Origin of the sequence: Streptomyces sp. URMC 127 (assembly GCF_051386535.1) — a bacterium.
Classification (GTDB): domain Bacteria; phylum Actinomycetota; class Actinomycetes; order Streptomycetales; family Streptomycetaceae; genus Streptomyces.
The window spans coordinates 1-14,059 of the sequence record NZ_JBPQTW010000186.1 but is presented as its reverse complement, the minus strand read 5'-3'; the positions used below and the strand labels follow the sequence as shown (position 1 = coordinate 14,059).

Annotated in this window: 13 protein-coding genes; 8 read left to right on the top strand and 5 right to left on the bottom strand. The window is 69.7% G+C overall.

Going from position 1 to position 14,059, the window contains the following annotated elements:
* Positions 1 to 72 precede the first annotated feature (72 nt).
* The 5 genes from ACSNOH_RS27415 to ACSNOH_RS27395 all read left to right on the top strand — a co-directional run bounded on the left by ACSNOH_RS27415 (position 73) and on the right by ACSNOH_RS27395 (position 5,845).
* Positions 73 to 1,530, top strand: coding sequence for a catalase (locus tag ACSNOH_RS27415; RefSeq protein WP_436724104.1), 1,458 nt, complete (start codon positions 73 to 75; stop codon positions 1,528 to 1,530).
* Positions 1,531 to 1,608: 78 nt separating this feature from the next.
* Positions 1,609 to 2,391 carry an MBL fold metallo-hydrolase gene (locus ACSNOH_RS27410; RefSeq protein WP_436724103.1) on the top strand — a complete coding sequence of 261 codons (783 nt, stop codon included), beginning with the start codon at positions 1,609 to 1,611 and terminating at the stop codon, positions 2,389 to 2,391.
* Positions 2,392 to 2,437: 46 nt separating this feature from the next.
* On the top strand, positions 2,438 to 3,691 hold the full coding sequence (locus ACSNOH_RS27405; RefSeq protein WP_436724102.1) for a CynX/NimT family MFS transporter: 1,254 nt from the start codon (positions 2,438 to 2,440) through the stop codon (positions 3,689 to 3,691).
* Between the two features lie 683 nt (positions 3,692 to 4,374).
* The gene (locus ACSNOH_RS27400; protein WP_436724101.1) at positions 4,375 to 4,524 is read left to right on the top strand and encodes a hypothetical protein; all 150 of its coding nucleotides are present in this window, start codon (positions 4,375 to 4,377) and stop codon (positions 4,522 to 4,524) included.
* A gap of 178 nt (positions 4,525 to 4,702) precedes the next feature.
* Positions 4,703 to 5,845: a hypothetical protein gene (locus ACSNOH_RS27395; RefSeq protein ID WP_436724100.1), complete on the top strand. Its 1,143-nt coding sequence runs from the start codon at positions 4,703 to 4,705 to the stop codon at positions 5,843 to 5,845.
* 49 nt (positions 5,846 to 5,894) lie between these two features.
* Here ACSNOH_RS27395 and ACSNOH_RS27390 read toward each other — a convergent pair whose 3' ends face one another.
* A complete protein-coding gene (locus tag ACSNOH_RS27390) occupies positions 5,895 to 6,347 on the bottom strand; it encodes a very short patch repair endonuclease (RefSeq protein WP_436724106.1) in 453 nt (150 codons plus the stop codon).
* Between the two features lie 252 nt (positions 6,348 to 6,599).
* Between ACSNOH_RS27390 and ACSNOH_RS27385 the strand changes: the two genes are divergently transcribed.
* Both ACSNOH_RS27385 and ACSNOH_RS27380 read left to right on the top strand, forming a co-directional pair.
* Entirely contained in the window at positions 6,600 to 8,654 is a 2,055-nt protein-coding gene (locus tag ACSNOH_RS27385) for a GNAT family N-acetyltransferase (protein ID WP_436724099.1), read from the top strand.
* Positions 8,651 to 9,130 (top strand): ASCH domain-containing protein, encoded by a 480-nt coding sequence (locus tag ACSNOH_RS27380; RefSeq protein WP_436724098.1) that lies wholly within the window; start codon positions 8,651 to 8,653, stop codon positions 9,128 to 9,130. The genes ACSNOH_RS27385 and ACSNOH_RS27380 overlap by 4 nt, the downstream gene beginning before the upstream one ends.
* A gap of 41 nt (positions 9,131 to 9,171) precedes the next feature.
* Here ACSNOH_RS27380 and ACSNOH_RS27375 read toward each other — a convergent pair whose 3' ends face one another.
* From ACSNOH_RS27375 to ACSNOH_RS27365, 3 genes are all read right to left on the bottom strand, one after another.
* Positions 9,172 to 9,381: a hypothetical protein gene (locus ACSNOH_RS27375; protein WP_436724097.1), complete on the bottom strand. Its 210-nt coding sequence runs from the start codon at positions 9,379 to 9,381 to the stop codon at positions 9,172 to 9,174.
* 200 nt (positions 9,382 to 9,581) lie between these two features.
* Complete coding sequence (locus tag ACSNOH_RS27370) at positions 9,582 to 10,088, bottom strand: hypothetical protein (protein ID WP_436724096.1); 507 nt, start codon at positions 10,086 to 10,088, stop codon at positions 9,582 to 9,584.
* 231 nt (positions 10,089 to 10,319) lie between these two features.
* Positions 10,320 to 11,486: a magnesium and cobalt transport protein CorA gene (locus ACSNOH_RS27365; RefSeq protein WP_436724095.1), complete on the bottom strand. Its 1,167-nt coding sequence runs from the start codon at positions 11,484 to 11,486 to the stop codon at positions 10,320 to 10,322.
* A 125-nt stretch (positions 11,487 to 11,611) separates the two neighbouring features.
* On the opposite strand from ACSNOH_RS27365, the gene ACSNOH_RS27360 reads away from it, so the two are divergent.
* Positions 11,612 to 12,733 carry a winged helix DNA-binding domain-containing protein gene (locus tag ACSNOH_RS27360; protein ID WP_436724094.1) on the top strand — a complete coding sequence of 374 codons (1,122 nt, stop codon included), beginning with the start codon at positions 11,612 to 11,614 and terminating at the stop codon, positions 12,731 to 12,733.
* A 9-nt stretch (positions 12,734 to 12,742) separates the two neighbouring features.
* On the opposite strand, the gene lysA is transcribed toward ACSNOH_RS27360, so the two are convergent.
* Positions 12,743 to 14,032: a diaminopimelate decarboxylase gene (gene lysA / locus ACSNOH_RS27355; RefSeq protein WP_436724105.1), complete on the bottom strand. Its 1,290-nt coding sequence runs from the start codon at positions 14,030 to 14,032 to the stop codon at positions 12,743 to 12,745.
* Between the last annotated feature and the right edge of the window lie 27 nt (positions 14,033 to 14,059).

Here is a 14,059-nt window from a genome sequence, read left to right as displayed (position 1 = left end):
CCCGTCTCCCGTCCCCTCTCCCGCCCCCGTCAAGACCCGTCAAGATCCCCCGTCAAGCGAAGGGAACGTGCCATGACCGAGAGTCGTCCGGTGACGACCACGGACAGCGGTATCCCGGTACCGAGCGACGAGTTCTCCCAGTCCGTGGGGGCCGACGGCCCGCTGCTGCTGCAGGACCACTACCTCATCCAGAAGCTCGCGCACTTCGACCGCGAGCGCGTGCCCGAGCGGGTCGTGCACGCCAAGGGCGGCGGCGCGTACGGCACCCTGGAGATCACCGAGGACGTCAGCCAGTTCACCAAGGCCGACGTCTTCCGGCGCGGCAAGCGCACGGAGCTGTTCCTGCGCTTCTCCACGGTCGCCGGCGAGCTCGGCTTCGCGGACACCGCCCGCGACCCGCGCGGTTTCGCGGTCAAGCTCTACACCGAAGAGGGCAACTACGACATCGTCGGGAACAACACCCCGGTCTTCTTCATCCGCGACCCGCAGAAGTTCCCCGACTTCATCCACTCGCAGAAGCGGCGCGCCGACAACCACCTGCACGACAACAACATGCAGTGGGACTTCTGGACGCTCTCGCCGGAGACCGCGCACCAGGTCACGATCCTGATGTCGGACCGCGGCACGCCGTACTCCTGGCGGCACATGAACGGCTACGGCAGCCACACGTTCCTGTGGTACAACGCCGCCCGCGAGAAGTTCTGGGTGAAGTACCACTTCAAGACCGACCAGGGCATCAGGAACTTCACCGGCGCCGAGGCCGCGGCCGCGGGCGCCGAGGACCCCGACTTCCACATCCGCGACCTCCACGAGGCGATCAGGAAGGGCGACCACCCGACCTGGACCCTGCAGGTGCAGGTCATGCCCTTCGAGGACGCCGCGGACTACCGCTTCAACCCCTTCGACCTCACCAAGGTCTGGCCGCACGAGGACTACCCGCCCCTCGACATCGGCACGCTCACCCTGAACCGCAACCCGGAGAACTACTTCGCCGAGGTCGAGCAGGCCGCCTTCGAGCCGTCCAACCTGGTCCCGGGCGTCGCCGCCTCCCCGGACAAGATGCTGCAGGGCCGGCTCTTCAGCTACCCCGACACCCACCGCTACCGCATCGGCGCCAACTACCTGCAGCTGCCGGTCAACCGGCCCAAGAACGCGGTCCACTCCTACAACCGCGACGGGGCCATGCGCTACGACAACCCCGGCGACCCCGTCTACGCGCCCAACAGCTTCGCCGGCCCGGTCGCCGACCCGCTCCTGCTCGCCGGCGAACACTACGAGGTCACCGGCGAGATCGTGCGCAGCGCCCACCGCCTGCACGCCGAGGACGACGACTTCGTCCAGGCGCGCGCCCTGTGGGAGAAGGTCATGACCGACACCGACCGCGACCACCTGGTGACCAACATCGTCGCGCACGCCTCGGCGCCCGAGGTGCGCACGGAGACCAAGGAGCGCGTCGTCGACTACTGGCGCAGCGTCCACAAGGACCTGGGCGACCGGGTCTCCCGGGGCCTCGGTGTCACCGGCCAGTGATCACCGCACGCCCGCTCACCGGCAGCGGCGCGGCGGCAGCGGCACGAGGAGCATCACGAGGAGCATGAGGAGCACACCATGAGTTCGGCCGAGACCGTCACCCTGCGGCGTCTCGCCTGGGCCGGCGTCGAGGTGGCGTCCGGGCAGGACCGGATCGTCATCGACGCCCTCAAGAACCCCGCGGACCTCGCGGCGTTCCAGGGCATGCCCCGGCGCCCCCTGCCCAGCATCGAGGCGTCCCCGGGCGTGCGGACCCACGCGTTCGTCACCCACCTCCACCCCGACCACTGCGACCGGCTGCTGCTCGCGGAGTTCGCGGCCACCGAGGGCTGCACCGTCGGCTGCCACACCCCGATCACGGACGTCCTCGCCGGGATGGGCATCACCGCCGTGCCGCAGGCCATGGGCGAGCGGCGGAAGATCGGGCCCTTCACCACCATCCCCGTGCCCTCCCACGACTGGCGCGGCGACGACCAGGTCGCGTGGATCGTGGAGGCACCCGGCCTGCGCGTCATCCACTTCGGCGACACCATCTGGCACGGCAAGTGGTGGGAGATCGCCCGCGAGTACGGGCCCTTCGACGTCGCCTTCCTGCCCATCGCCGGGGTGATGGCCCGCCGCGAGGGCATCACGCCCACCAACCAGCCCGCCACGCTCACCCCGGAGCAGGCCGTGGAAGCGGCGGTCGTGCTGGAGGCGTCGACCGCCTGCGCGATCCACTACGACCTCTTCAACAACCCGCCCTACTACACGGAGCAGCACGACGTGCGCGGCCGGTTCCTGCGGGCCGCCCGCGCCCGGGGCATCCACGGCGTCGCCCCGGGCGACGGCAAGCCCGTACCGTACGCGGCCGCCGCCTGAGACCGCGGACACCGCTGCTGCCCGACCGGAACCGGAAGGATGGTTCGTGACCCCACCCCCTGAATCGGAAACCAGGGTTTCACCGCCGCGCGGGACGGCGGCCGAGCCGGGGCCCGGTCCCGCCCGCGGCGCCCCCGGGAGCCGCCGCCTGCTCTGGTACGCGCTGGCGGTGCTGCTGGTCGGCATCAACATGCGGCCCGCCATCGTGGCAGTCTCGCCGCTGCTGGACGAGATCCGGCACGTCACCGGGCTGTCCAACGGCGGCGCCGGGGCGCTGTCGACGCTGCCGCTGATCTGCTTCGGCATCTTCGCCCCGCTCGCGCCCCGGCTCGCCCGCCGCTGGGGCATGGAGCGCACCCTGGTCGCGGTGCTGGCGGTGCTCCTGGCCGGCAGCGCCGTGCGGCTCGTCCCCGAGCTGTTCCCCCTGTTCGCCGGAACGTTCCTGGTCGGCACCGCGGTGGCGGTCGCCAACGTCGTCATCACCGCCCTCATCAAACGGGACTTCGCCGAGCAGGTCGGGCTGATGTCCGGCCTGCACACCACCATGCTCGTCGGCGGCGGCGCGGTCACGGCCGCGGCGACCGTCCCGCTGCGCGACGCGCTGTCGCTGTCCTGGGCGGGCGCCCTGGCGGTCTGGGGCGTCCTCGCGCTGGCCGCGCTGCTGGTGTGGGCGCCCAAGCTGCGCCGGGGCCGGTCGCAGCCGCCGGTCCCGGCGCACGAGGGCGGCTCGATCTGGCGCAGCGGGCTGGCGTGGGCGGTCGCCCTGTTCTACGCGTTCCAGTCGCTGCTCTACTACACCGCGACCACCTGGCTGCCGTCGTTCTACATCGACCACGGCTGGACCGAGGGCGGCGCCGGGGTGCTGCTGGCGGTCTGCATGGGCTCGGCCATGGTCACCTCGCTCCTGGTGCCGGTGTGGGCGCAGCGCTCCCGCAAGCAGAGCTACCTGGCGGTGGCGGGCACGCTGCTGTGCATGGCCGCCTTCGCCGGCCTGATCGCCGCGCCCACCGGGGCGGCGGTCCTGTGGGCCGCCGTCCTGGGCCTCGGCCTCGGCGCGGTGCTCTCCCTGGGCATCGCCTACATGTCCATGTGCGCCCGCACCACGCACGACGCGGGCCTGCTCTCCGCGATGTCCCAGTGCGTGGGCTACCTCCTGGCGGCCCTGGGCCCGACGGCCTTCGGCGCCGCCCGCGACCTGACCGGCTCCTGGACCGCGGGCCTGATCGCCCTGGTGGTCCTGGCGGTGCCGATGGGCATCACCGGCGCCCTGGCCGGCCGCGGCGGCCGGATCACCCGCTAGAAGCGGCGGGGGAGCGGCCGCGCGCCGCGCCCTCGCCGTCCGCGTCAGAGCCAGTCGCGGCGCTTGAAGATGAAGTACAGGCTCGGCCTTCGTTACGTCGCAGGATGCAGTGGCTTCGGTGGGCGGCTGTACCGATGCTTGCGCGACTGTCTCCTCGAACGCCCCCTTCCACAGGCTCTTGAATCGGCTGACTTCACCTTCTGCGTCGCTGTGACCCGCATCCTCGGACAGGGCCGCGACGATGAGTTTCAAGCGACCCCATCTAGGAAGTTCCGGCCGTTGGAAGGCGTTCAACACGGCCTGATGGTTCACGATCCAGTACTCCTGCGCGTCCTTCCCGATCCGGTCGCGAATGGTTCGCGCAGACGGGAGCCTGCATCCAGCCGTAGGCCGTGCAGCTCGTCGTTGAGCTTCTTGAGAGCCGGACGTTCCCGTAAATCGGGCTTCAACCACGGCTGGATGGTGGCCATGTGATCCCCTCTCGCCGTCCTGTGTCAGGTCCTGTCAAACAGATGGAACGACTGGTTCGCGCGAGTTCCCCGGCTTTCGGCTGAGATCGTGTCGGACAGCGGGCATTCTTGGCCGAAGCCGTCAGAGGGCGTCTCGCTTCGTCAAGGCCCCCCGGTGAGAGGCTCACGCTGGATTCACATACCGGTTCCCTCCCGCGTGGAAGGTGAATGTCCATGGAACATGCGAGTGCGCGCGTTGCTGTCCTCCTGCTGATCGGTCTCCTCGTCACCGCCCTGTCCTTGTTTCAGCCTGAAGCCGGTTCCGCTGTCGTGGGAGCCGTCTCGGTGGTGACCCTCCTCACCGAGCTCACGGCCCGTAAGTGAAACCTTCCCGTTCACCGCTGGCGGGGACTCGGGCAACGGCCTGGCGTTGCCAGTCGCGGAGCGGCAACCAGCTCAGGAGCACGCGGTGGGCATCCGCCGTGGCCTCCGTGGAGGTGGCGTGTCAGGAACGGGTCGGATTCCCCTCCTCGCCTTCGTTCCATCTGGCAGGCTCGGGCTCGTGACGTACGCAGTGACTGTAGACATGTGCATCCCGGAGGGCACTCCGGAGATGGACCCGCTTCAGCGGGTCGGCGCCGTGGCTCTGATCGAGAGCGGCTTGGACTCGATCGAGGGCATCGACGGGCCGAACGGCACTGAGGTCGACCTGCTCGACACGATCGTGGCCGTGTATCCGGGCGGGGCACTGCTCAAAGTGATCGTCGATGCCGAAGCGCTCGAGTTCGCGGAAGACGCGGTCCGGGAAGTCGTGGGCGAGATTCTGGAACGGTCCGAGCTGCTCGCGGACTGGAAGGTCGAACGGTGCGAGGTCGAGCTACACCCGGAGCTCGCCCAAGAGAGCCTCGCCGGGGCTGACGGCCCGGACGTCCCTCCGGACGACCCTGCCTCCAGGAAGGCACGCCATACCGAACCACCGGCAGTGGCCGAAGGAGGCGAGTACGACGCTCGGGCGAAGGCCGATGAAGTGCGTGCCCGGATGCTCGCGCTTGCGGACGAACTGCGTTCCTTTCCTCCCGTAATGTTTGGTGTGCCCGAGGACGCGGAGAACGGTGGCGACTGCGGATTCGCAGTAGCGTCCGTTGACGCCCAACTGGCCGCCGGCGCCGTGGTCTACGCAATCGACGTCTTGATCGACGAGTTGTTCGACGACGTGCACACCCTGGAAGAGGAGGACAGCACCGTCGGGGAGTGTGACGGCGCGCTGTGGCACTTGGAGGACTTGCCCGAGAGGTACGCCCTCCAGTACGGCAGCCGCTTCGCCCGCCGATTCTTGGCGACCGTGATCGCCATGACCACTCGATTCACGAACGGCAGTTTCGATAGGCTGAGTTGCGTCGCCGAGGAACTGGCTTTGAGGCTGCTGTTGCGCCAGGCGATCGCCAACCTGGAGCTGTTCGGACTCCTCAGCGAAAGCGTCTCGGCTGCCCTGGACGCCTTCACCGACAACGTCTACGAAGACATGGACCACGAGTGGCTGTACGACGGTTCGAGGGACGGGATCGACGAGGACGCGGTCGGCTCGGCGCTGGGAGTGGCACCCATGCGGTTCGGCGCGTGGTTCACACCGTTCGACAAGGGGAGGTACGTGCACCCGTCGGCGGCGGACGAGCCGGAAGCCGCATTGGGAGCCCCGTCGGCCTGACTGGGGATCAATCCACCGTCGACCGCGGCAGCGGTGTTCCCGGCCGGGGTCACTCATTGACGTTCTGAGCCCCCAACCGTACGGCTAGGGGATGGCCCCGAGCGGCGAGGGCGGCCGTTACCCTTCGGACGGCGCGTTCCACGCTCTCGTGCTCCCAGATGCGCAGTGGCAGCCAACCCAGGAGCCTGAGGTGGGTGTCGGTCTCCCCGTCGCGGCGGACGTTTCCCTGAAGCTTCTGTCGCCACCATGCGGAGTTGTGCTTCGGGGCGCGCAGATGCCGGGGACACGCGTGCCAGAAACATCCCTGGACGAATACCGCGGTCCGCCACCTCGTAAAGGTGACGTCAGCGCGGCGGCGCGGCATTCCAGGGATGGGCAGGTTCACGCGGTAGCGGAAGCCCAATGCGTGAAGGGCACGCCGCAGCGCGAGCTCCGGCGCAGTGTCCCGGCTGTGTTGGGCCGCCATCACCTTCCGGGCATTGGCGTCCCGCGGCGTCGGCACGCCCTTGCGACTGTCGTTCGTGTTCACCTCGGGAGAACTGCTGCGCGCTCATTCGGTAACCGCCATGGTCCGTCGCTGTCGTGTACGGGCAGTGCGGCCCGAACGCGATGGCGGCGCCAGTGATGTGCTCATGAGGAGCGATTCGAGCCACCCCAGCCAAATTTGATCAAACGGTGGCCCGCGTCCTCGCGGTTCGACACTATGCGGTGGGCGTGATCGGTCCGACCCAGGGGGAAGCAGAGGGGGCGCACGGTGATCGAGGTACTGCCGGTTACTGGAGATCGGTCGGAGATGCTGGGCGCGGCCATCGCCTTGGGCAACCGGTACACGAAGTGGTTGGGGTTGCTCACACCGCCCGCGTACCGGAAGTACGCCGATGATGGTGGTTTGCTGGTCGCGCTGGACGGTGGCGAGCTCGTGGGCTACGCGCTCTTCGGTTTGCCCAAGCGCAATCAGTACGTTCGTCTCGTGCATCTGTGCGTGGCGGAGGAACATCGGGGCAAGGGGATCGCGAGCCTCTTGATCGCGGAACTCCGCCGCCGTCAAGGGCACCGGCTCGGGATCCGTGCCAGGTGTCGGCGGGACTACGGGCTCAGCGCCACGTGGAGCGCTCTCGGCTTCGTGCCGAAGGGCGAGGGCCTCGGACGAGGTGGTGACAAGGAGACCCTCGACACCTGGTGGCTTGACCATGGTCACGAGGACCTGTTCACCGAAGCGCAGAGCGACGCCCTGCTGGTCGTGACCGTCGACCACACCGTCTTCTCGGGGCTTCGCGGTGCCGGCGCTCACCATGCCGTCGAAGAGTCGCAGGCTCTTGAAGCCGGGTGGCTTGCCGATCTGGTCGAGCTCGCCTACACGCCACAGCTTCTCCTCCACGTAGCGGCGGTTGAAGACCGGGAGGAGCGGAACCATCAACGTGCCGGACTGTCACGGCTTCGCCCCCTGTCACCCGATACTGCCGCGGTGTCCGCCCGCCAGCAGGAACTGAGCGCGGCAGTGAGCGAGGAACTGCCCGACGTTGTGCTTGACGGCGATCTGCGCGCCCGCCTTCGGTACGTGGCCGAAACGTCCTGTGCCGGACTGCAGGTGTTGGTGACCAGGGATTCCGAGTTGGCGCGGCTGGCCGACATCGCCAGGGACGTGGCACGCGTCAAGGTGGTCTCTCCGGCCGCGGTGACGCTTCATGTGGACGAACTCCGCCAAGCTCAGTTGTACCGACCTGCCGACCTCATGGGAACCGCCTTCTCCACGACGGAAGTCGAACCCGGTAGTGAAGAAGAACTCGTCGCCTTCTTCGACCAGACGGGTGGTGGTGGCGGAGCAGCGCTCGCGGAGCGTCTGAGGGGTCTTTCCCAAGACGGGGTGCTGTGGCGTCGGGAATTGCTACGGGACGGTCAGGGACAGCCTGTCGCCCTGTACGCCTGGGCGTTGGACGGCCGTAGTTTGAATGTTCCGATCCTGCGGACCGCATCGCACTCGCTGGAGGAGACCCTCGCCCGGCAGTTGCTCTTCATGTTGAAGAGGCTCGGGCGGCAGCTAGAAGCCGAGGTTGTGCGGATCGCTGATCCTGGTCTCTCTCGGGCGGCCATGGCCGCGGCGGGTGCGGATGGTTTCGGCGAGGACGACAACGGCTTCAGCGCGCTCCTCGTCGATGTATGCGGGTCGGCGGACTCGGTCTCCACGGCCGCAGCGGAGATCGCGGCGCGCCTCGGTAGTGTGACGCCCTACCTGGACGCCCACGTCTCACCGGAGATCGCGAGCGTCGCCGAGAGGTTCTGGTGGCCGGCGAAGCTCATCGATACGGCTCTGCCGTCCTTCATCGCACCCGTCAAGCCGCGCTGGTCCACGGAACTCTTCAACGTTCCGGCGATGCTCGTGCCGCGCGACGACGTGCTCGGCATCAGCCGTGAGCACGTGTACTACCGGTCCGCCGGTCACCGTGGCGAGAGCGTCCCGGCTCGGATCCTTTGGTACGTCAGCGAAGGAGCCCCCGGGCAGCAGGGCAAGATGGTGATCGGTTGCTCGCGGCTCGATGAGGTGGTCATCGGCGACCCCGACACCCTCTTCTCGCGATTCGAACATCTGGGCGTATATGGTCGTGCCGAAGTGCGTGCGGCGGCAGGGGCTTCGGGCAGGGTCATGGCGCTGAGGTTCTCGGACACCGAGCTCTTTCCCGTACAGGTGACGCATTCACGATTGACCGCGTTGGCGAAGAGGTTGGGGCTACCGTTGTCGCTGATTTCGCTGTCGAAGATCAGCAACGCGCTGTTCCAAGCCGTCTACGAAGAGGGGCACCGAAAGACGTGAGCGAGTCGGAGCGTGCGATGCTGTTGTCCGTCCACCCGCGGTTCGCGGCGGCCATCCTGGACGGAACCAAGACGGTGGAGGTACGCCGTCAGCGTGTCGCCGCTCCCCCCGGGACGCCCGTGCTCCTCTACGCGACCGCCCCCACCATGGCCATCGTCGGCATGGCGAGGATCGCCTCGGTGCAGGTGGCCAGCCCTCGTGAGGTTTGGGCCGCCAGTCGGACGAGTGCGGGCATCAGCCGCCGCGAGTACGACGATTACATGAGCGGTGCGACCCGGGCCAGCGGTCTCTCGCTGGAAGCGCCGGTCACTTTCGAGGTGCCCGTCCTGCTGGCGGCTCTCAGGGCCGCAGGCTCGTTCCATCCACCGCAAAGCTACAGGTACTTGTCTGGGGAGGACTTGCGGAAGCTGGCTGCGACGACGCCCACCACAGGCGACACCCTTCACGAGGTTCTGGGCGATCTGGCGCCTGTCTAAGGCAGGTGCCATATGGGCATGGCCGAGCTGTGCCGGTCGCGCTATCGCGGCCGTGCGGGCTTGGGTGGCTCGTGCCCGGTCTCCGGGGACCGCCTGGCGGCGAGGCGTTGGATGCGCCAGGTTAGGGTCCCGGCGGTGGAGCGGGCGTCGTCCAGGGTGCGCAGACGGGCGGAGTGCTGGAGGTACTCGGGGTCGTGGTTGGCGTTCTCCGCTTCGGTCAGGGCGGCGGCCGGCGCCGGCCAGGGGCGCAACGACTGGATCGGATACAAGGGCCGTGTGGCTTGATGGGAGCTGATGGATGCCCTCCGGGGCGATCGAGGCTCCCAACACTGCGGCATTCGTCGGCGATCCCTTCAAAGGCCACCTCGAACCTGGTCGCGGTCTGAGTAACGGGTGGCACAGCACATGCTGTGCCACCCGTTCGTGCTGTGCGGCTCCGTGGCCGCATGAGTCAGTCGGCGAGGCTCTTGCGGCGTACGCGCAATGAGTACCTCGTTCCTCCTGGGCCGCCGCTACTGCCCCAGCCGCCGCTCGTCGCTACGGTCCACCCGCGCTGTTCCTGCATGTGGGCGGCGAACGCGCGCAAGTCCTGGATCGTGCAGCCGCAGTTCAGCGTGACGCTGATGCCGATGTAGGGGCTGCGAGGGTTGTCCTTGGCGTAGGGGTTCGGCTCCCACTGCACGTCGTGGACGTGTTCCTTGAGGCCAGTGCGCTCTTCGTCGTGCTTGATCCCGTGTGCCTTCGCGTACTCGTTCAGGTCGTCGATCGCGAACAAGTGGCTCGACCACTCTCCGGGCCACACCGCGAAGAGACGGGACTTGCCGGCCATGGCCCGTTCGTAGGCAGCGCGGTCGTTCCCGTGCGTCACCGTGCCGTCGTCGTGCACTTCGATGTAGCAGGTCGTACGGGCGGTGTAGGGGAAGTCCTTCCCTGTTGCCGCGGCACTCCTCGGTTCCAACCAGCCCTCCCGGTGTGAGTCTCCTCGTGACTGCCCAGTCAACACTCTTAGTGATGCTCTGCGGAGGTGAATCGGTAAATTTTGGATGGGGTGCGGCGCTTGGAACGGCTGGTGTCGCGTGATGCTCCACTCCCCAAGGCGCACATTCTCCCCAGATTCTCCCCAGCGGTTGGGGCGGCCCTCGGTGATATTCGCACAAGTGAAGTCGATCAAGGTGTCGCACCCTCGCTGCTACAGCCAGTCGCGGCGCTTGAAGATGAAGTACAGGCTCGTGCAGACCACGGCCATCAGCAGGATCGCGAAGGGGTAGCCGAACGCCCAGTGCAGCTCGGGCATGGCGTCGAAGTTCATGCCGTAGATCGTGCCCACCAGCGTGGGTGCGAACAGGATCGCCGCCCACGACGAGATCTTCTTGATCTCCTCGTTCTGTTCGAAGCCTGCTTCCGCCAGCGCGCGCATTTCCGCGTTCTGCTGCTGGGTGACGAGGGTGGCGTTGACCTGGAGGATGTCCGTGAGGGCCGAGCGGAAGCCGTCGACGCGTTCGCTGGTGTGGGTGACGTGGTCGGCGACGTCGCGCAGGTAGCGCTGGAGCTCGTCGTCGGTGCCGTATTTGGTGAAGCCGGCCATCAGGCCGTGCAGCATGCCGACCAGGGGGCGGGTCGCGCGCTGGAACTCGACCATCTCGCGGGCGAGTTCGTAGATGCGGCGGGAGACCGCGGGGTCGCCGCTGAAGACCTCGGTCTCGATTTCGTCGATGTCGTTCTGCACGCCCGCGACGACGGGGGCGTAGCCGTCGACCACGGCGTCGAGGATCGCGTACAGCACGGCTTCCGGGCCCAGGGACAGCAGCTCCGGGGTGGCCTCCATGCGGCGGCGCACCGCCGACAGGTCGGGGGCCGCGCCGTGCCGGACGGTGATCACGAAGTCGGGGCCGACGAAGACGTGGAGCTCGCCGAAGTCGACTTCTTCCTGGGCGTCCAGGTAGCGGGCGGCCCGCAGGACGACGAAGAGCGTGTCGCCGTACCGCTCCAGCTTCGGGCGCTGGTGAGCCTCCAGGGCGTCCTCCACCGCGAGCTGGTGCAGGCCGAACTCCTCGGCCAGGGAGAGGAGTTCGCTCTCGGTGGGGCGTTGCAGGCCGATCCACGCCATGCTCTCGGGCTGCTCGCGCAGGCGGCGGTACGTGTCCGCCAGGGAGCCCGGTGTCGCGACGCGCCGGCCGTCGCGGTAGACCGCGGCGTGCACGATGCTGCCCGCCCCGTCCCCGGATCCGGCCGCGGGCGGCGCGGGCGGGGCGGCGGTGTCGCCGTCCGGACGGCCGTGCGGCGGGCGGAGCCGGGAGTGCTTGCGGGGAGTGCTCCCGGGCGTGGGGCGCTGGCGGCGGGGAGGGTTTTCGGACACGGGTGAACTCCCTCTCGCTCGTCGCAGGACCGTCGAACAGGATATACATGCCGAATTCGGCCGCCGAGCGCGGCTGCGGACTCATCCTGACTGATCTTGTCGGCGAAGCGGCCTAGCGTGATCGCATGACATCCAGTGGGTCCCCCGTTCTGACCGTCCGCGCCCTCAATCGTGCGCTCCTTGAGCGGCAACTGCTGTTGCGCAGGGCCGCCGCGCTGCCGGTCCTCGACGCCGTCGAGCACCTCGTCGGCCTCCAGGCGCAGTCACCCACGGACCCCTACTACGCTCTCGCCGCCCGCCTCGACGGCTTCGATCCCGAGGAGCTCTCCGGCCTCCTCGCCTCGCGCGACGTCGTCCGCATCCCCGTCATGAGGTCGACGATCCACCTGGTCAGTGCCCGCGACTGGCACGGCCTGCGCGAGCTGTGCCGGCCCGTGGTGGAGCGCGCCTTCCACGGCAATCAGGGCAAGCGCCTCGGCGGCGCCGACCTGACGCGCGTGGCCGCGCGCGCCGAGCACCTCGTCGCCGAGCGCCCGTACACCTTCCACGACCTCGGCCGGGCGCTCGCCGAGGAGTGGCCGGAATACGCCCCGCAGGACCTGGCCCAGGCCGCGCGCGCCCTGCTGCCGCTCGTCCAGGTGCCCCCGCGCGGGCTGTGGGGCCGCAGCGGGCCCGCCGCGCACACGACCGCGGACCACTGGCTGGCCGGCCGGCCGGCTCCCGCACCCGTGCCCGCCCCCGGCGCCGTCCTCCTGCGCTACCTCGCCGCCTTCGGCCCCGCCTCCGTCAAGGACATGCAGAAGTGGTCCGGCCTGACCGGGCTGCGCACGGTCGCCGACGCTCTCCGCACCGGACTGCGCACCTTCCGCGACGAGAACGGCACCGAACTCCTCGACCTGCCGGACGCCCCGCTGCCCGACCCGGCCACCGAGGTCCCCGTACGCTTCCTGCCGCAGTACGACAACGTCTTCCTCGCGCACGCCGACCGCGCCCGCATCGTGGCCCCCGAATACTTGCACCGCGTCTGGCAGGTCAACCGCGCCGCGCCCACCGTCGTCCTGGACGGCTTCCTGCGGGCCGTCTGGCGCCTCGACCGGAGCCCCGGCACCACGACGCTCGTCATCGAGCCGTTCGAGAAGATCCGCACGGCGGACCGAGCCCCGCTGGAGGAGGAGGCCGCCCGCGTCCTGGCGATGGCCGCACCGGGCGACGCCCACGACCTGCGCGTCATGCCGCCCGGCGACTGACGCGCCGCCTCACACCCCGACGTCCCGGCTGCGCAGGTCCGCAAGCGTCTCGCGGCGGACGAGCAGCCGCGCGCGGCCCCCGGACACCGCGGCCACGGGCGGCCGCCCCACCAGGTTGTAGGCCGAGGCCATCGACAGGTGGTACGCGCCCGACGCCGGCACGGCCAGCACGTCGCCCGGCCGCAGGTCGGCGGGCAGCTCCACGTCGTCGGCCAGTACGTCGCCCGCCTCGCAGTGCCGCCCCACCACCGTCACGGTGCGGCCGGGCGCGGCCGAGGAGCGGCCCGCGAGGCGGACGGTGTAGCGCACCCCGTACAGCGCCGGGCGCGGGTTGTCGCTCATGCCGCCGTCGACGGCCACGAACGTCCGGCCGCCGGTCGTCTTCACCGACAGCACCCGGTAGAGCGCGACGCCCGCCGGCCCCGCTATCCAGCGACCCGGCTCCACCGTCAGCCGGGGCAGCGGCAGCCCGAAGCGGCCGCACGCCAGGGCGAGTTCGCCCGTGATCCGCTCGGCGTACGTGCGCGGGTCCACGGCCGCGTCGCCCTCGCGGTAGGCGATGGCGAAGCCGCCGCCCAGGTCCAGCTCGGGAAAGGTCACCCCGTGCCGGTCGCGGATCCGGGCCAGCAGCGGGACCAGCCGGCGCACCGCACTCACGTACGGACCCAGGCCCGCGATCTGCGAACCGAGGTGGCAGTGCAGGCCCACCAGCTCCAGCCGCGGCTGACCGAGGAGCCGCGCCACCGCCTCCTCCGCCTCGCCGCCCGCGACCGACAGGCCGAACTTCTGGCCGTCCATCCCCGTCCGCACCGCCGCGTGCGCCCCGGCCGTCACCCCCGGCACGACGCGCAGCAGCACCCGCTGGCGCGCGCCCGGCGGCACGAGGGCGGCGAGGCGGGCGATCTCGCCCGCGGCGTCGATGACGATCCGGCCCACGCCCAGGCGCAGCGCGGCCCGCACGTCGCCGGGGCTCTTGGCGTTGCCGTGCAGCACGATCCGCTCGGCCGGGAAGCCGCTGTGCACGGCCAGCTCCAGCTCGCCCGCCGAGCAGACGTCCAGGGACAGGCCCTCCTCCTCGATCCAGCGGATCACGGCGCGGCAGAGGAACGCCTTGCCGGCGTAGGCGACGTCGGCACCGGGCAGGGCGTCGCGCCAGGCGCGGGCCCGGGCCCGCACCTCGTCCTCGTCCAGGACGTAGACGGGCGTGCCGAACCGCTCGGCGAGCTCGGCCAGCGGCACCCCGCCGACGGTGAGCCCGCCGGGCGCCTGCCGCGCGGAAGCGGGCCACGGGGGCGCCACGGGTGCGCCTGACGGGCGGGGCGCGGG

Coding starts and splice junctions, on each gene's coding strand:
- ACSNOH_RS27415 (WP_436724104.1), top strand. CDS start 73: ATGACCGAGAGTCGTCCGGTGACGACCACGGACAGCGGTATCCCGGTA.
- ACSNOH_RS27360 (WP_436724094.1), top strand. CDS start 11,612: ATGACATCCAGTGGGTCCCCCGTTCTGACCGTCCGCGCCCTCAATCGT.
- ACSNOH_RS27400 (WP_436724101.1), top strand. CDS start 4,375: ATGGAACATGCGAGTGCGCGCGTTGCTGTCCTCCTGCTGATCGGTCTC.
- ACSNOH_RS27410 (WP_436724103.1), top strand. CDS start 1,609: ATGAGTTCGGCCGAGACCGTCACCCTGCGGCGTCTCGCCTGGGCCGGC.